Annotated in this window: 7 protein-coding genes and 1 pseudogene; all 8 read right to left on the bottom strand. The window is 29.3% G+C overall.

The genetic code is table 4. From position 1 onward, the window contains the following. Window positions 1-88: 88 nt before the first annotated feature. The 8 genes and pseudogenes from ACJA22_RS00095 to ACJA22_RS00060 all read right to left on the bottom strand — a co-directional run bounded on the left by ACJA22_RS00095 (window position 89) and on the right by ACJA22_RS00060 (window position 19,414). Window positions 89-1,417 (bottom strand): ABC transporter ATP-binding protein, encoded by a 1,329-nt coding sequence (locus tag ACJA22_RS00095; protein WP_406617122.1) that lies wholly within the window; start codon window positions 1,415-1,417, stop codon window positions 89-91. Then, entirely contained in the window at window positions 1,410-3,008 is a 1,599-nt protein-coding gene (locus ACJA22_RS00090; protein ID WP_406617121.1) for an ABC transporter ATP-binding protein, read from the bottom strand. The genes ACJA22_RS00095 and ACJA22_RS00090 overlap by 8 nt, the downstream gene beginning before the upstream one ends. Before the next feature lie 10 nt (window positions 3,009-3,018). Beyond that, window positions 3,019-4,035, bottom strand: coding sequence for an ABC transporter permease (locus ACJA22_RS00085; RefSeq protein WP_406617582.1), 1,017 nt, complete (start codon window positions 4,033-4,035; stop codon window positions 3,019-3,021). After that, window positions 4,035-4,763, bottom strand: a pseudogene (locus ACJA22_RS00080) (ABC transporter permease); the annotation flags it as partial. The gene ACJA22_RS00085 and the pseudogene ACJA22_RS00080, both read right to left, overlap by 1 nt. A 212-nt stretch (window positions 4,764-4,975) precedes the next feature. Continuing rightward, the gene (locus ACJA22_RS00075; RefSeq protein ID WP_406616729.1) at window positions 4,976-6,151 is read right to left on the bottom strand and encodes an IS30 family transposase; all 1,176 of its coding nucleotides are present in this window, start codon (window positions 6,149-6,151) and stop codon (window positions 4,976-4,978) included. Window positions 6,152-6,237: 86 nt separating this feature from the next. Continuing rightward, window positions 6,238-6,636: a hypothetical protein gene (locus tag ACJA22_RS00070; RefSeq protein WP_406617120.1), complete on the bottom strand. Its 399-nt coding sequence runs from the start codon at window positions 6,634-6,636 to the stop codon at window positions 6,238-6,240. A gap of 18 nt (window positions 6,637-6,654) precedes the next feature. Next, the gene (locus ACJA22_RS00065; RefSeq protein WP_406617119.1) at window positions 6,655-9,531 is read right to left on the bottom strand and encodes an ABC transporter substrate-binding protein; all 2,877 of its coding nucleotides are present in this window, start codon (window positions 9,529-9,531) and stop codon (window positions 6,655-6,657) included. Between the two features lie 16 nt (window positions 9,532-9,547). After that, window positions 9,548-19,414, bottom strand: a complete 9,867-nt coding sequence (locus ACJA22_RS00060; RefSeq protein WP_406617118.1) for a PDxFFG protein — start codon at window positions 19,412-19,414, stop codon at window positions 9,548-9,550. Window positions 19,415-19,698: the final 284 nt, after the last annotated feature.

The following is a 19,698-nucleotide window of genomic DNA, read 5'->3' as shown; positions in this document are numbered from 1 at the left end:
AATTAACTAGATATTTACTAAGATCTGCGCATGGCATAAACCACAAAATAAAAGGCACACCTCAAACCAAGATGTGTCTTTTAAAATATTATTTTTTCTTATTTGTTTTAGCTTCTTTATATTTTGCAACTTCCTCTTCAGTTGCTAAAACAAAGTGCTTGTTGCCTAAATCAATTCATTTAGGTTGAACATTTTCATCATAACCATGAATAGCTGGATCATACTGTGAACCGAGCAATGAACCTTTTTCATTTTCAATTGATGGCACAGCATCTAATAAACTTTTTGTGTAAGGGTGAAAGGCATTATTAATAATTTCATCAGTTGGTCCAATTTCTAATAAAACACCTTTATTAATAACGGCAATTCTATCTGAAATATATTCAACCATTCTTAAGTCGTGAGCGATAAAAAGAATTGTTAAGTGATATTTCTTTTTAAGTTCGTTGAAAATATTAATAACTTGGGCTTGAATAGAAACGTCAAGTGCACTAATAGGTTCATCAGCGATAAGTAATTTAGGTTGTAAAATAACTGCTCTACAAATACCTAAACGTTGTTGTTGTCCACCAGAGAATTCAAGCGGGAAACGATCAAGAACTGAATCGTCTAAACCAACTTGTTTAAGCATATCAATGATTAAACGTTTTTTACATTCTTTTTCACTTAAATTAGTTAATGAATCTCTTTCAATTCTGTGTTTTTCTAATAATTCAAGTTGTTCTGCAAAAAATGCTTCATCTTTAGGTTTATTTTCTTCTAAAGCTTGCTTGAAATCTTCATAAACAAATTTGTATGAAGCTTCAATAGTTTGTGAGTTTTCACTATGAACCTTTAATGGGTTATTATACAATTCAAACTTTTTGTTTTTTGCAACTAAGTTGTTATTAATTTCAATAAACACTGTTTCATCATATGATGATAAATAAATTCATTTTGAGTTTTTGGTGTTAGTCAAACCTTCACCTACAACTGTTTCAACATTTTTGAATGGGTTAAGTGAGTTAGTTGGATCTTGGAAAATCATTTGAACTTTATTAACCATGAATTTCACAATATCTTTGTATGCTTTACCTCATTTAAAACCTTTATCTAAATTTTTAGGAATAATTCTATCTAAGATTTTAATATAACCAAAACTATGTGGAGTTAAACCAATAATAGCTCTACCAGTTGTTGATTTACCACTACCAGATTCACCAACAAGACCTAAAACTTCACCATCATAAATGTTTAAGTTTAAATCTTTGATGGCTTTAAAAGTTTTATTTCCAGAACCATAAGTAATATCTAAATTTCTAATTTCAACAAGCTTTTCTAAATCAGGATATGCGTTAAGCATCTCTTCTGTTCCAGGTAAAATTTCACGAGTTAATATCTTGCCAAATTTACCTTTTTCAACATAATATCTACTCATGTTTTACCTCTTTATTTTCTTTTTTATTTTCTTTTTTAGCTTGTTTCATAGCCTTTTTAGCTTTTTGTTCTTCTTTAATTCTTGCTCTTTCTTTTAGAATAGCGTCTCTTTCTTGTCATAAAGCATGAACTTCTTCATTATGCTTTTCGGCAAGTTTTACATATTCTTGAAATCCTTCATCAGAAACATAAATATCATTTTTATTGCCGGCAATTTCAGCTAATTTATGATCGTATTTCTTTCACAAGTTTTGAATAATTTTTGGTGGTTTATATTCAGGAGCGTTTTTGCTTAATAAACTACTTTTTACAAAGTGAGTTTTAGAAACTTGATAAAACGAAGGTTCTTGCTTAAAGTCAATACCTAATGCATAATCATTACGAACAGCAAAAGCATCACCTTGAATATTATTTAAGTTAGATGGAACAGCTCCACGAATAACTTGTAATTTTTCACCTTTATTAAAGTCAGGCATTGAGGTAATTAAACCTCAAGTATATGGGTGTTGTGGGTGTAAAAGAATTTCTTCTTTTGTACCACTTTCAACAATTTGACCAGCATACATAATATTAATAAAGTCAGCAATCGAAGCAACAACACCTAAGTCGTGTGTAATAAATGCAATCGCAATATGGAATTGTTCTTGAAGTTCTCTAATAATATCAAGCACTAAAGCTTGAACAGTTGGGTCAAGTGCTGTTGTAGGTTCATCCATAACCAAAATTTTTGGTTTAAGCGAAATAATTGCAGCAATAGCTATACGTTGAATCATACCGCCAGAAAGTTCATGAGGATAAGTCTTCATAACAGCTTCTGGATTGTTAATTTTAGTTAATTTTAAGTATTTAATAGCTTCTTCACGAGCTTCTTTTTTGTTTTTAACAATTTTATTAACTAGCATCCCTTCAATAATTTGGTTACCAACTTTCATAGTTGGGTCCAAAATTGACATAGGGTTTTGGAAAACTGCCGAAACAATTCTTCCTCTAAGTTTAGATTTTTCTCAGTTATAAGCTGTAAAGTTTTGAACTTCTAAACCATAAAGTCTAATTTTACCGCCCTCGATAATTGAGTTAGATCCGGTTAAACCATATAGTAAAGAAGTAATAACTGATTTACCGCTACCAGATTCACCAATTAAGGCATGAACCTTTCCTTCGTAAATTTTTAAACTTGGTCCTCTTAAAACTAAGTTCTTTTCTTTTGGGTTTGCTGGGTTTTTAAATGTTAAATAAATATCATCAATTTCCGCAGCAATCTTAGTTTCTTTGCCAAAAACCATTTCGCTTTGTGTGCCTGTAAAGACATCAATTTCGGCTTCTTTAATCTTTTTATCTTTCTTTCTAAAAAGGTTAGCAATTTTAATTCCTAATGATTTAAATCATCTGCCTTTTTGAATTCAGTAATCTTTAAAGTTTCTTCAAAATCCTTTACCTTTTTCACTCTTAATTTCCATCATATCTAATGGAGCAGGTTTATTCTTATATTCAATCACTTCTTTAAATTTCTTACTGTATCCTAAGATGTTTTTATCTTCTTTAATAGCTTCATTAATTTCTTCAATTATTTCTGTTTGTTTTTCTTTTTCCATTGTTTTATACCTATCTTTGTCTTAATAAGCTATCTTGAACAGCAGCTGACATTAATTGAATTGAGGTAGTTACAAGAATTAAAACGAATGAAGGAATTAATACATAACGAGGATATACAGTAAAGATTTTTGAACCTTCCGAAATCAAGTTACCTAATGTAGCAACGTTTGGAATTGAAAGTCCAATAAATGCTAAAGAAGTTTCTGAAAGAATAATACCTGGGATGTGGAATACTATTTCTGTAATTAATAATGGAATTAATACAGGTAAGTAGTTTGCGAGGATTTTATAAGTAGGTGTACCTAAAATTTTTGATGCACTAACTCATTCAAATGATTTAGCACGTAAAACTTGTGAACGCATTTGGTTAGCTATACCCGCCCATGATGTAAATGATAAAGCAAATACCATAACTCAGAATGTTGGTTTAAGAATAATTGTAATAACAATAAGAATAATAATTGATGGAACGTTAGAAATAATTTTAATTATGAAGGTCATAATCTTATCAAACACTCTAAAGTGTCCCATCATAATACCAATTACTAACCCAACAAACACTTGGATAAAGGTTGCTACAAATGACAAAGTAAGCGAGTATCTTAATCCATGTCATAATCTAGCTCATAAATCACGCCCTAAGGCATCCGTTCCTAAAATATGTCCGTTTGTGAAAAATGTTTCAAATCTTTCTTGAACATTAATAGTTGAAGGGCTCTGAGTTGTAAAAGGTAAAATCATCGCTAATAAGATAAGTACCATCAAGGTCACAAATCCAAATACACCGGCAAAGCTTCTGCTGAAACGATAGAAGAATTCAACGAAAGCATTTTGCTTTTTATGCATTCTGCTGGTTTCGTTAAATTCAAGTAAGTTCCCTATAATTTGTCATTCTTTATGTAATAATGGTTGCAAAATAGGGTTAGGTGCTAAATCTTTCCCCATTTCATTGGTTGGACTCTCATTTCTTGCTTTATTTCTTCTAGAAAGATTAGAAAATCATTCTTTTACCTTGTTAGCCACGATTAACCTCTCTTTCTTACCCTTGGGTCGATGATTTGGTATAACGCATCACGACAAGTATATGAAAGAATTGTAATTAATGAGAATAATGTAACCATAAATAGAATAATGTTATAGTCTTTCGAAGTAATAGCATTAAGTAGAAGTCCACCAGAACCTGTTATAAAGAATATTTGTTCAATAAACATTGATCCAATAAAGCTACCAAAGATAACTACAGGGAAGAATGTTGCGATAGGGAATAAAGCAGGTTTAAGAGCATGTGTTCAAACAAAACGGCGTTTTGAAATACCTTTTAAATAACAGAATTTGCAATGTTGCGAGTTAAGTTCTCTATTAAGCTCAGTTCTAATATATTTAATATAAACAATTATAGAACCTAGCGACAAGGCGAGACCAGGCAGCACATATGTTGCGATATTATGCTCGTCAAACAAGTATGGCAGATTGACCTGACGCCCTATTAACAAGAGCCATAAGGCAAAAATAAGCGATGGAATAGATGAGAAAATTGAAACAACTACAGTCGCAATATGGTCAGGTAATTTATCTGGGTTCATACCTACATATACACCAACTGGGATACCAATTAATAATGTAAGCATAACTGAGAAAATACCTATTAAGAAACTTTTGTAAAATCTAACTCATACGAAATCATTAATGTGTTCTCCAGGGAAAACTGATAATGATATACCGAAGTCAAATTTTGCTAAGTTCTTTAAATAAATGAAATTATAAATTCCAATTTTAAAAGTCCTAATTTTGCGTAAAATCAAAAATGTTACAAAAATTATAAATTATTACCAAGAAAAGCTTTAAAATCCTAAAAAAATTTAAACGAAAATACCAAGTTTTGTAAAAAACTTGAGTTTTTTGCTTACTTTTTTCCAAAAAAGTAAGTGCCTTTTTGTCAAACTTTTTAGCACATAAAAAGTTTGGATTAGAAGCGAATGCTTCTCTTGTAATTATTTATAAAATCCATAACAGGAGTCAAATCTTGACCGTAGTAAGGGTCTATAGACTTGCCTTTTTTAAAATACCGTCTTAATAACCTGTGGCAGTTTTCGATAGAGCCTTTTTCTCCCGAACAATATGGGTGACATTTATATATTTGCTTAATACCTGGCACTTCATCTAGTTTCGCATTTTCACTACCATTATCTATGGTTAGCGAATCTATTGTCAAGTTATATTTTTGCATTAGGTATATCAGCCCATCTCTAACACCAGTGCTAGTCCGCCGTACCATATGAAAATAGAAGCGTCTAGTCTTTCTATTAATTAGCGTTACGAAACAACATTGATCAGTTTTTGAACCAATAACAGTATCTAATTCATAATCATTATCTCTAAGTCTTTCATTGATTTCTGTGCTGCGTTGATCAATGCTAACTCCAATCTTTTTAAGCTTTCGACTGTCTCTTTTTGGGGGTCGTTTTTGTTTAATTCCTTTGGTGGATAAATTGACCAAAATGCCTATTTCAAGGTCTTTAAAGACTCTTTGTGATATCAAATTATATACCATAGATTTTGAAGGTTTATAGCTGTTTGGATACTTTTCTTCAAATCTTCTTAATATTTCGTTAGCGCTTAGCTTAGGCGTTCTTTTTGCTAAATCTTTATTATTTCTATTTTGGGTATAATCATCAAAAAGCTCTGTTCAAAAATTTCTAAAATCTTGATATTGTTCTATTTTCTTTTTTGAATATGCTATTCTTTTACTTTTATCAAAATTAGCAACATTTATCATAAATTCATCAAGATTTAAATAACGAACTTTTTTAATTTTAGCATCACAACAATCACAGGTTTTTCTATCGCCTTTGCCTAAATATATTCCTTTTGAATATTTAAATAAAAACCTTTTAATCGCTTTAGTCGATATTTCAATATTTTGAGATATTTCTTTTAAAGATTGAAAATTTAGTAATCCATATATTATCTGAAACACTTCTGCAAAACCGATATGGTTTTTGTGTGTCGAGTAGTTTTTCGAGCGGCTTAAAATTTCAGAGTAATTCTTATCAACAGCGAAATGAATTTGTGAAGTTTGAATTTTGTTATGCACATTTTTACTTCTAACCAAAGTACAGAAAATTTTTTTATCGTTTTTCATATATAATTATGTTGTCCTTTCTTTTTATCATTTTTATTTTACCAAAAGGACAGAAAAATCCCGACATTTTATAAATGTTGGGACTTTTATTTCTGGAATGAATATAAATAAATGAAATACCTAATAATAAGTGGTTCATTTAATCCATATTTTTCTTCAACTGCTTTTCTTGATGCTTCGTCTAGTCCAGCTGTAATACCAGTTCCACCAGGTACTGAATTAATTAAGAAGAACGTAATTGTAATAACTATGAAAGCTATCACGAAAAACTCTAGAAGTATCAAAAGTGTTTTTAAAAATATTTTTAATCAAGGGTTCTGGATATCGAAGATTTTTTGATTTCACTTAAGCTTTTTCTTTAGTTTGCCCTCAAAGTCGATTTTTTGAGTGTTATCAACTATTTTAGCTTTTGGATCAAGCTCGCTTAAATCATCGATGAACATAATACCTTGTTTTTTATCTATTAAGGTTGTGTTCTGATTCATTGGTTTTCCTTTCTATAATTAGTCTTCTTTTATTTCAGTTGGAAGATATGGTTTAGGTGGGTTAGCAATATCATATGCAAATTGTAATGAATATGTATATAAGTTTTCGGCACCATTAACTCTTGAGATTTCTCAATAAGTATCAACTTCCATTAAAGGTACTACTGGTGCACCATCACGAACTACTTTTTCTAAACCAGCAATAATAGCAAATGCACTTTGTTCAGTTCAGTTTTCTTTTAATTCTTCTGGTGTAAATTGGTTAGTAAAGAATGAAGTATATCTATTAGTAAAATCATTATTTGTTTCATTAGGTTTTTTGAATACTAACTCAACAATTTTGTCTCATACCTTTTGCTTTATCATTAGTCTTTTTCTTGTTGTTTCAGCAGGACTATCAGCTGCTAAATTATCGTTAGTAACTTTTCCGTCTTTGCCCATTTTATAGCCTAATTGAGCAAAATAGTCTGCGTAAGTTCATGAACCTGAAGGATTGTTTCTAAAACCAGTTTCCTTAGCATTTTTAGTATCAATTCCATCGGTTCTAAAGAACACTTTTACATAGCTATAAGCATCAGTTCCGAAGGCATCAAAGTTTCTATAAAGCAAGTCAAATTGACCTTTAGTTCTGAAATCTTCATAAACGTTTTCAGGTAAGCTTTTAATTTCAATATCTACATAACCACCAAATGCTTTAGTCATAAAGTCTTGAAGAGCAAGCCCAGCATTTTGTTGTTCATCACTTGAGTTTGAAATATATCTCAATTTAACACTTTTAGCTTCTGGGTGAGCTTTCTTAAATTTTTCTAAGTATTCTCTAGCTATATCTAAATGGTGAGCTTTATCTGTTCTATCAACATGTTCAAAGTTGTAGTTCTTAGATAAGTGGTCAATGTGAGTATAGTTTTCAATTGGAATTGGTTTTTTAACTTTATCACTAACATTTGGATACATGTAGTCGTGGTCGAAAGCTAATTCAATAGGGTCACCAAATGATGAAGCTCCTTGACCAAATGCAGTTCAAGTTATAACTGGATATGATGAGTTTCAACCTACAATGTTAAGCATTTCATTTCTGTCAATAGCATAATAAATTGCACATCTTAAGTTTTCATCATAAATATAACGTTCATTTTGACTAGCCTTTTCATATCTTTCTTGATCAAGATTGAAGGCTAATGCTATGGTTCCAAAACCTGAAGCTTTCTTCATATGTTTTCTGTAATTGATATCAGTTCAGTAAAGCAATTGTTGAATTGCTGGAATTTTAGTAGCTGCTATATATTTATCAGCATAGAGTGCTGAGTTAATATTAGGGTCTGAGCTGAATAAAATTTTAATTTTATTTGAAAGTGTTTTATCAGATGAGTAATAATGAGGATTTTTAAGTAAGGTTACAAAACCTTGAGGTCCGAGCACTACTTCATCTAAATTAAATGGTCCATTTGTTAAGAATTTGTTTTTGTTCAAACCAAATTCTGTAATTCCACCATTAATTTCAACGAACTTTCTATTAATTGGAATTAAATGGCTTTGTAAATCTTGTACAGCATTTGAAAGTGAAGTTGGCTCACTTGGTGAGTATTCAACTCTAATTGAGTATTCATTGAAAGCTAATTGTCTTGTAAATCTATAAACTCTTGAGTCAAACTTCTTAACGAAGTCATTATTAATTGTGTCTTCCTTATTATATGCAGCATTTACAGCAGCATTATATTCAGCTTTGTTTGCTTCACTATATTTAACACTAACTTTGTTTTTAAGTTTTCTACTTCTTCTTAATAATTCATCAAAACTACTTGAAAACTTTTGTCTTCTATCAGTGAATAAATATTTTTTAACTCTTGTAGCAACACGTTGAGGAATATTTGCTAGTTCTTCCATGCTGTGTTTACCATACATATAATCTGGGTTAGGAAGCATTACAATTGTTTCATCGGCATTAGGATCAAAATCAGGTGAATAAGGAATACTTGAAAGAATATCCTTATTTGAATAGTTTCAATATAAACGACCTGAGTAAATTCCTAAATTACGAACAGCATATTCTAAACGTTTTAGAATTTCTGCTTCTTTAGCTTGAATTTGTTTCTTTCAAGCATCATCTTTTTTAACATTTGCAAATTTTTGACTTTTTACAATTTTATCAATTTGTGATGGGAATAATTTATAGTTTGGATTAAATCCATCATACATTCAAACACCATTAACTTGAATTAAGCTTGGGTATTGGAATGGATTAGTATAAGTAATACCAAATTCTTTAATGTACTCTTGTTGAATATCAACTAAGTTTTGGGCATTATCAAATTTTCTTTGAAGCATACCAGTTAATCTTTGACTACCAGTTGTTAAGTCTAGGATGTAATGAACCGCATCAATAAAGTCATCAGCAGTAACTTCATCTCCGTTGCTTCATTTACTATTTCCTTCATTCAATGAGATACTCATTGATTGAACTTTATTATTATTTACAACTAAATTTACAGGTCTATAAATTGAGCTATCTGTGCTCAAAACCCCTGCTGCAGTGCCGAATTGGTCAAGAGGGTAGTATGTACCAGTTTGTGGATCTGAAGCAGAAACGTTATTAAAGTATTCAGCTATAGGCATATTATTATTTTGATAAACGCCCATAGGTAATTCAGGTAAGCTTAAAATTCTTTTGATGTTTTCACTAGGTCCACTCTTTAAAGGAGATTCAACTAATGAAGGCAAAATTTTATTAACTGATGAGAACTTAATATAGTTCAATGAGTTAATTGGTTCAGAAACTAAACCTAAATCATAATCTTTAACATTGTGGATTTTTGTATTTCCACAAGATGTAAGTGCAACTGTGGAAGCAATCGATGAAATTGCTAATGCACCTAACAATATTTTTTTCGATTTCATTGTTTTCTCCTTTCTTTTATTTAACACCATTGAATTGGTCATTAATGTAGATGGTTGGTTCATAAATTGGTTTACCGTTTGCATCTAAAATTAATTTGTAACCATTCTTTGGATCAACTTTGTATTGTGTTACCTTAATTGGCGCTTGCGAGAATGTCTTGCCGTTTTCAGCAAGTGTTTCTCATGAACCTAAGTCAATGAATTTTTTGTCTTTTAAGCCTTTTTCATCGCTACAGAAGTAAATTTCATATGAATGACCTGGTGATAATAATCTATCTCTATATTTAGACATGATTGCATAATCACTAACTCATCCCACAAATCCTTTACCTTTATGGTGACCGTTTCTATCTGCAAAGTCATACTCTTCATCAGCTAGTGTATGACGAACTGATTTATCACCATTATTAAATTTATCTTCATTAAGAATATGTTGTGATTTGTAGTAGAACATGTTATCTGTATGATCTTTATTTATCTTTAAGGTTTTAATTTCACCAGTTACTTTATCTTTGAAAGCAATATAGTTAACTCTATCAGCAATATCACTAGTTAAGTAACCAAACATACATACAGCATCTTTATCTGAATTTCTTCAAATTGATGAAATGTTTCTTCTACCAACGCCTTGAGATTGAATATAGAATTCTCAGTAAGCTTTTGCTCTAGTTTCAACTCTTTTACCAGTTAAATCTGTAATTCTAATTGTGTCATCCTTAATATCTTGACCTTTATCATCATAAAGTTTGAAGTCTAAGATATCACGGTATCATCTATCTTTAAATCAACCATTATTAATTGATTGGAAGTCTCCAAAGTAATTATTGATGTAATTTTCAGTATTGTTTAAGTTTGTTTCATTTACGAAAACGCTTTGTTTATAGGTCTTATTGAAAGCTTCGGCCTTGTATTTTTGTTCTAAGTCATATAAGCCTTCGTAGTCTAAAATAGCATTTGCAATACCATATCTATTTCTAGTATCTTTAAATTTAATTGCTTTTGAAATTCATTTCTTGGTTGATGTACCATCAACAATGTATTCTAAACCAGTATTAGATTCACTAATTCCTGATAAGAATGAAGGCATGTTACCAAAGTCATGTGTTGATGGTGAGTAAGTAATTTGTAAGTTATCACGGTTTATAACTTCAGCAAAGTTATATGTATAATCCGAGAAGAATTCATTGTACTTACGTTCATTCTTGGTCTTGAAGTAATCAAGTACATCACTTGTAGGACTAGTTGTAAATGTTGCATTTGCAAGCGAAGCAAAAATGCTTAATAAATCCATTCTTTGTAAGAAGAACATAGCTAAGGTTTGTGATGTATAAAGTTGTACTTTATTATCAAATACTAAAGTATCAAATAAGTTAAGTTGATCTAATTTAGCATCTAATTTCTTAGCAATACCATCGAATGCTTTAAGCATACCATCTTTGCTAATTTCTCATTTATTTGAATCTGGGTTTTCAATCTTAAATTCAGTTTTTTTGAATTCACCATAACCTAATTTTGAATCAAAGATTCACATTAAATCAGGATTTTTCTTAATTTCATCAAAAGTGAAACTTCTATTAAACATAACATATTGTGAGCGAGCAAATCTTGACATAATTTCATTTGCTCATTTTTGATCACTAGTATCTTTATTAGCTTCTTCTAAGAATTTAGTGTATTCAGCAACTAATTTAGCACTATCAGCTGAGTTAAGAACATAAGTTGGAATTTGATCAATTACATTCTTCTTGAAGTTTTCTTTGAATTTAGCAAAGTCTACTTTTGATTTAACGTACTTAACATCTCAATTTATAGATTTAGATTTAGTATCATATTTAGCTTTTGAAAAGTCTACTGAAACAAAGTCTAATCATTTGTTGTAATCACTGAAGTAAGTTTTATCTCCTGTTGAACCTTTTTCACCTAAAATGTATCCAAATAAACCGTTTAATGGGTTCTTATCAATTTGAGCCATTTTAACTGAGTAGTTAAGTTGAAGTTTTTCAGTATTACCAATTCCAGCTAGGCTTAAGCTACCATTATTTTCAAATAAGTTAACTAATTCACCATCCTTATTTTGCATTAATCAAACAATGTTTGCATCTTTGTTTATACCAATAAAGTCAGGTGTATATTTAGATAATCATTTTACCAATTTCTTTGTTTGGAAGAGGTTTTGGAGTGTTTCAGGTAATGAATGTTTAAAGAATAAATCAGTAAATGCATTATCTAACATCATGTTAGGAATGTATTGGTGATCCTTATCAATGTAAAGAATTTGACCTTCACCTGAGTTCATTCTATTACCTAATTGGTTACCAGCTATAAACAAGGTTGAAAGCACATTAGCAAAAGTTACATCATTATTTTTAGCAAAGATGTTTGGATTAGCATAGATTAATGGTTTTCTAAGTTCCTTACCTTCTTCTCTAAATAAAGCAGTAATTTCTTTATCAACTGTTCCATCAAGTTTATATACTGTAAATAATGGATCAGTTAAATCAAATGAACCTGTTTCATTGTCTCTAATTTTTACATAATCTTTATAAACGTTTAAGAATGTTTTAGCAACATCACTTGATAACGCTGAACCCATCATTGTTCTTAAAGCAGGATAATCAATTTGAATATCTGGAGTTCCATCTAAACGAGTTCAGCTCTTATCTCAACCATTAATTTGGAATCTAGTTACAATAAGTGATTGAATGGTCTTGGTTATCATGTTGATTTGTTCATTTACATAATTTAAAGCATTAGGGTCATAGTTTGGATCATTCTTGTCATCAAGTCTTACACCTAAAGGTACACTAACAACTGGTGAGCCATCTTTATTCTTCATTAATACTTTATTAATTTGAACATATTTGCCTGTTTCATCATCTTTAATACCTTCAACTACTTTAGGAACTAAAGTAATTATTGTTCCATCAGGATTTTTAATTTCTTCAAATTCTACTTGAGCACCTGAACCATCTTTTAAAACACCTTTAAGCATTTCAATTGATGCTTTTTTAAAGACGTATTGGTTATTTCCATCTTTAATCATGTATTTAACAACAGCAGCATTTTCGAAGTCGCTATCTACAGTAGGGTTTAATGTACCTGAGTAGAAGTCAATAGCATTAATAATTCATAAGTCGAATGGACTAATTCATTTTGCATTATCACCGGTTAAACCATTAGCTTTTCTTCTTTCTTCAACAGCTTTAATCATACCGGCGTAATCTTGTAAGAATCTTCTTCTCTTATTTTCTAAAGCAGCTCTAACATCTTGGCTATCTAAATCAACACCTCAGATATCTTTATCTGCTTCATCATCTCCATAAGAAACTTTGCCATTATTATATATAGGGAATTTAAATGTAGCATATTCACCATAGTCTTTAACAACACCAAATTCATCTAAAAGACGTTTGGTATCTAACTCAACGTGAGTTCTAGCTTTTAAGTAAAGTTCAACAGCATCTTTACTATAGTAGTTATTAATATTAGGGGTTGAGTTTGGAGTTAAAGCACTAACGAAGATTGGGTTATTACCTCTATTACTTAAATCTTGAGCTCCATTTAATGTCATGTGGTGACCATATTCGTGAGCACCAACAAATTTAAGGAAGTCAGTTGAAATACCTGCAAAGTTTGGATCAGATATCTTAAGAATAGCTCATAATCCAACACGAGAATCCTTATTAAATCCTAAGTATTTCCCGTTTTCAACTTTATATTCCATTACACCTTGAGCATTAAGTTTCTTTACAATGTGTGGACCTTCTAATCACTCAGCAGCATAAGGAACTTTTTGAACTAAGTAATCAATTAAGTTTTCGTAAGCATCAGCAAACAAGTCATATGTTTTTTCATATTTACCAGTTTCAAGATTCTTAACTTCACTTTGTTCTTTAATCAATGTAGGTACAAGAATCTTCTTATATCCTACTACAGACATGAATTCATTAACGTTTTCAAGGATTGCATTATTCGCATTTGCATCAACAGAGAATTTGACCATTTTAGTATTAATATAGTCGCTTTGGTTATTTGAAGCCATTTCAATAATTAATTTTGAACCATCTTTTTTGAAATCTCTTAAATCCATTTTATGAACAACTTTATTGATTTCGTCATTAGTTGCATTGAATTTAAGAATACCTTTTTTGGTTAAGATTTCAAAAAGTTCAATTCTTGATTTAGCAACAATTAAATCATCTGCATTTACTCATTCATTTACTGGAATGTCTTTAAGAACGCTATCTGAATTACCATATAATAATTTGTTTTTAAGATCTAATTTTAATAAATTCAATAGCTTGTTTGCTACCTTCATCAAATAATTATCTAAGTGTTTTTGTTCATTTCCTGATTTAACTGTAGCAAAATTAATATATTTAGCATATTGTTGGAATTTAGGAGATTCTTTTTCAAGTAATTTAGTAAGATTTTTCTCACTCTTCTTAACTTCTTTCAACGCACTATTAAATAAACGTCTTGGTTCAATAGTTTTGTCTGGTGGAATTAAACTTTCATCAAAAGGTTTAAAATCATCTCTAGTTAATTTATGTACTTCATCATAAACTTCATCAATATGGTCAAGAGCATCTAATTGTTTTTCTAAACTTTGTTTTTCTACTGGATCTTTTGAGCTAGCAATTTGTTCTTTAATTTTCGATTTAAATTCATTAAGTTTGTAGCCTTTATTAATCTTGCTATTCTTAATTGCATAATTAAGACCTCAAGCATAGCGTAGATAATCTTGGCCTACTATCGCTCAACTTGAACTATTAATAATACCAAACAACTTGCCTGCATATCCGGCTGCTGAATCCTGGAAGATTTGAATTTGTTTTTCGAAATGTTTAAGTTCATTGAATCAATCAAGACTTATTGAAACAGTTTCTGATGAATGAAGGAACTGAGTATTAAATTCTTTAATTATATTGTTAAGATTTTCAAAACCTTTTTTCATTTCGTCCAATGTGACTGTTTCAGGGTTAATTTTGGCAAAAACAATGCTGGTTCTTTTATCAAATTCTGTTTTAAGAGCTTCTTTATACGCTGCACCTTTAGCGTTCACTGCAGCATCTCCACTAATAATTTTCTTGTTTAATGCAATAATTCTATAAGTTAATTTCTGACATAATTGATATAAATCAATTTCATCTTTATTATTTAAAATATTTAGATTTTTAAAGAATGCAGCAAAAAGATTTTGGAATCTTTCTGAGAAATTATTTTTTGAATCTTTTAAAGCTGGTTCAATAAATGATGCTCAGTCACGTGCTGGGAAGATCTCAGCAATAATATTATTTTCTATAGCTGCTTTATAGCTTTCTGTATAGTTAGCAATAAAGTCTTTAAAGTATTGTTTTGTTGCTTCTATTTCATTATATACACCAAGATATGGTGACTTTTGACGTGCATTATCAAGTTCTTGCTTTTTAACATTAATAACGTATTTTGGATCCTTTAATTCATTTTCGGCTTTAGTTAATTCTTTGCCTTCTGGAGTTGAATTTACATAATCATCTAAAGCATTTAAGTATGTGTTAAGCGATGTATTTAATTGATGATTTACACTTTTATCACTTAAAACTTTTTCTAACGAGTTTAGATATTCTATCGCTTGTTTTAGATCTTTATTGCATTGATCAGTTTCACTAATATATTTATTAAAGTTGTCTTTAAGAGTTTGATTCTTGTCAAAGTTTTCAATATGTTGTTTTAACGTTTCCTCTTGTTTTATACGTTGTTGAATCAAATCAATACTTGCTAAATTGTCTTTATATTTGTTTAAAGCTTTAAAATATTCTTCATTAAGTTTATGAGATTGACGTTTTACAGTTGTTAACTTTTCTCCATTAATATTAATGATTCTTTTAAGTCTTTTAAGATGTGCGAAAAATGCTTCTTTGCTGTAATTGAGATTTTTATTATTAATAAAATCTGAAACATCAGTTTTAATTTTTCCAAAAATTGCTGATAATTCAACAATACTACTTGTACCGTTTTTCGCACCTTGTTTAATTTGTTCAATTTCATTTTCAATATTCTTGTGTCATTCACTCATTAATTCTAATTTATCTAATGAATCAGTAATTCGTTGAACATCTTCAAGTTTAGAGTCTTTAACCGCTGCTTCTAAATCTTTTAATAGTTGTTGTTTTAAATATCTATATCAACTAGCATTTATTCCGCCGTTTTCAGCAGGCATATCATGATTAAACTCTTTTAAAATTTTGAAAATAGGATCAAATAATATTTCAAAGGCTTTTTCTAGATTGGTATTTTCTTCTATTTTTAGAGGTTTAAAGAATTCATTATTGGCTTCTTCGCCTTCTTTATTAATTAGATCAAGAGTTTCTTTATCAAGAGTTGTTCCTCTAAGTTTGGTATTTAAAACATTTCTAGCATTATCACTTGCATTTTTTAAATTATTTGTAGCTGCTTGAGCAGTTGTTAATTTAGTATTTAAATCTTGAATTGTCTTGTCGATTGCTTCTTTTGTTAAGCTTTGATTATTTAAGTGAGTTAGTGTTAAAAGATCATCATCACTTTTAAGCAATAATGTCATTAATGCAGTGTTAAGTTTTTCTCTACTATCAAAAATTAATTTTGTTTTTTCTTCAACATCATTTTTAACTTGTGGCATTTCTTGTTCAAATGAATTAATCAAGTCTTTAAATTGTTGTTGCAAGTTTTTATTGTTTGCTGATAATGCTGAACTGAATAATTGGAATTTTCAGCTTAATTCTTTAACTTTTAAAGTTTCAAAATGAAGCTCAGCAACTTTTTGTTTGTATTCAACATACTTACCTTCAAGAAGAGAAATTGTTTCAAGATTATTTTCTACTATTTTCTTGTAATCTAATAAGTTCACAATTGTGCTGTATTTAATGAATCAAGTTTCTTTTTGATTTTCATTTCATTTATCTTTAGCTTTTTGCAAATCATTTAAAGCTTTAGCAAGTTCAGCTGTATCTAGAGCAGTTGAACTGTTTAACTCTTGAAATTTTTCAATAGCATTAATTAATGTTTCAAAATCTGCTTTTTTATCAGCTGGTATTGTACCTACTAAATTTGCTAGGTATTGTTTTAAGCCAATTTTCTTTGAATCAATTTTTGAATTAGGAACACCATTTAAAATAGATTCTAAATACAATTTAACATTTGTTAAATCATTCAAAATGAAGTTTTGAAATTCATTTTCATCTTTAAATAATTTACCCTCTTTTTCAAAACCTAAAAGTGCAAAATCGTTTGGTAAAACATCGTTAGCAATAAATCTTTTAAGACTATCATAAATAGATAATTGCATTTTTTCATAATTAGTAATGAATTCAGAATCATTTTTAACTGTCGCTTTAGCTTTAGCTAAATCATTAAGCAATTTATCTTTATCAATAGCTTTAAAGAAATCAGGGTTCTTTTGTTCTAAGATATTTGCTAATTCAGTTAATTTATTGGTGTAAACGAAAAATTCAGTTTTATCATCACCTAAAATATTTTTTCTATCTTTAGCAAAATCATGAAGGTTATAAAAATCTCTTCAGTTTAATTGTGTATTTTCAACAAGTTCACTTAATGACTCATTTGTAATAACTTGCATAGGTGTATATGCAATGTCATATTTGTAGTAGTTATAATTGATGTGCGTCTTTTGTTCAGCAGTTTTGCTTTCTGGATCAAGCATATTGAAGAACTTGTTTAACTTATTATTATGATCTATAACTCTCGAGAATGAATCATTCATTCTTTCAGATTTAAATTCTTTTTCAAAATCTGCTTGAGTTGGTAAAAGAGCATAATAGTCATATTGGAATGTTCAAAAGTTATTTACTAGTTCAAGAAAAGCTAAGTTTTTGTCTTTTTCGCTTTCTTCAGCTGAAAGCATTCCGAGTTTCATGAATTCAGTTTTTAATTCTTGTACTTTAGCATCTGCTTCTTGGAACCGTGAATCATTTTTTGCCATTAGTTCATCAATAATTAAGTTTAAATCTTTAGGATTTATTGTAAATTGTGCAACAATTTCTTGGTCGTTTGAATTGAATAAACCAAATTCATTTTTAAAGCGTTTTCTTCTGGCAATTTCATCCTCAAGAGCCGCAGCAAGTTTTTGATTTTTCGCTTTTTCAGCTTTTTCTAGTTCAGGTTCTAACTCTTTTTCAATTTTTTGATCATATTTTGCTATTGTGGATTGACGTTTTATGATTCTATCTTCAATGTACTTCTTAATTCCTGCGTCATTAATTTGATTTGAAAGTGCTTTTTTCGTGTCTTCTTTACTTTTCTTTCATTCTTCATGTTCTTTAATATCTTGTCTTATACTATCTAATTTAGATTGAGCAACTTGTTTTTCGTTATTATCTGTAGCGTTTTTGACTTTCTCTTCATATTCTTTTTCATCTTTACGAAGTTTTTCAATTTTTTCATTGATTCCCTTGACCTCTAATTCATAATTACTAATATTTTTCTTGATGTCAAGATATCATTTTTTGGTTATTTCATAAATATTTTTTTGTTTTGAAAATGTTTCTTTCTTAAATTTTGCAATAGATCAGTCATGAGCTAATTTAACTAGTTTATTGATTTCTTCGTCAGTTCATTCTTTTTTATTTGCAACTTTTCTAATAGCTTCTTTATATCTTTCGTTGATTTCATCATAATCATTTTTGTATTGAGATAACGCTTTATCAACTTGAATAAAATCATCCAATAATACAAATTGGTCTTTTTCTAAAGTAAGGATTTCATTAAAGCTTCTATTAAGGTAGTATCTTGTTCCATCATCAAAAAGTATATTTAAATATTTGTCGATAATTCTTTTAGAATTATTTGACTCATTAGCATCTAAGGTTACATTTAAAATAGTTTTTTGTTCCAAAGTAACAGTTGCTGGATCAATTTTTAAAATATTGTTAGGATCTTTATATTGTTCCAATTTTGCTTTAAGAATTTCTCTAGCTTCCGCTTCGTTTTGTGCTGAAATAACCATAAGGTATGGAGACTTATTAAAGTATCTATTCTTTTCAACTGGTGAAATTGATTGTTTAACATATACATCACTTAAATTGCCTTTAACAGCAAAAACTTTTTTACCAATTAATGCATTAACGTTACTAATTGTTCTAAAATGATTTGCATTAATTGTTTTTGCTGAAACATTAGCAATTGCATTATATCTAGCAATATTTCCTAAAAAACTTTGTAATTCTGGTTCAGTTAAAATCTTCTTGTTGATTTTGTAAGTTAATGAATCTTGAGCATTCCCTTTTCCTTCAAGTTCTGAATAAACTGGTAAAGTACCAAAAAATGCATCAGGGAAGAACTTAATTGTTGTATATTCTTTGTTCTTATTAGCGTGCGAACCAAGAGTAATACTGTTTCCGTGCATTTCAACACCTTTTACAATTGAGAATGATTTCAAGGTGATAATTTCTGGTCCTCATGAAACATTATTCATAAATCATTTTGTGAACTTGTAGAACTCATAAGGACTAACTGCTTCAATGTATTGGTTGTAGAAATTGAAAGAACCATATTTAATATTTAAATATGGAAGTGCATGATATTTTTTGTAATAGTCATCTAAATATTTTTCAGCTGATACAGATCTATTGTTTTCTAGTAATACGCTATCTGTTTTAGGGTCATATGTAATGCGGTGCTTATTATTGTGAATTTCAACAAAATTAGTTTTTGGCTCTACTTTCCTGTCAATAAAAATATTTTTTAATTCTTCAGGATTTGTAGGGTTAACTTTACCTAATTTGTCGTCTGAATTTTTTGAATAAGCATACATTGATCCTAATGCGATTGCTGTAATACCACCTAAGATACCTGCTGAAATAACATATTTATGTCATACATGTTTTTTCAAATTTAATTTTCACATGAGTTCTCCTTTAAATTATGAAAATTTAATTCTTTTTAGTGATTGTATTTATTTAATACTTAATATTAAATTCTCATATATAAATACAATGTTTAAATTATAGATTAAAATTATAATTTTAATATGATATATTTAAAAATCACTAGCACCCTTGATATAAAAACATCGTGTTTCCAAATATGCCTATAAAATAGTAGAATAATAAAAAATGTGGATTTGCAAAAAGTTCTAAAATTTTGCTTTTTGGATTATTTATAAATATTTTTTTATGCTTTATAATTTTT

The organism is Mycoplasmopsis adleri (assembly GCF_045276205.1).
Lineage (GTDB): Bacteria > Bacillota_I > Bacilli_A > Mycoplasmatales > Metamycoplasmataceae > Mycoplasmopsis > Mycoplasmopsis adleri.
Note: the sequence above shows the minus strand (reverse complement) of the source record. Positions and strands in the feature narration are given on the sequence as shown.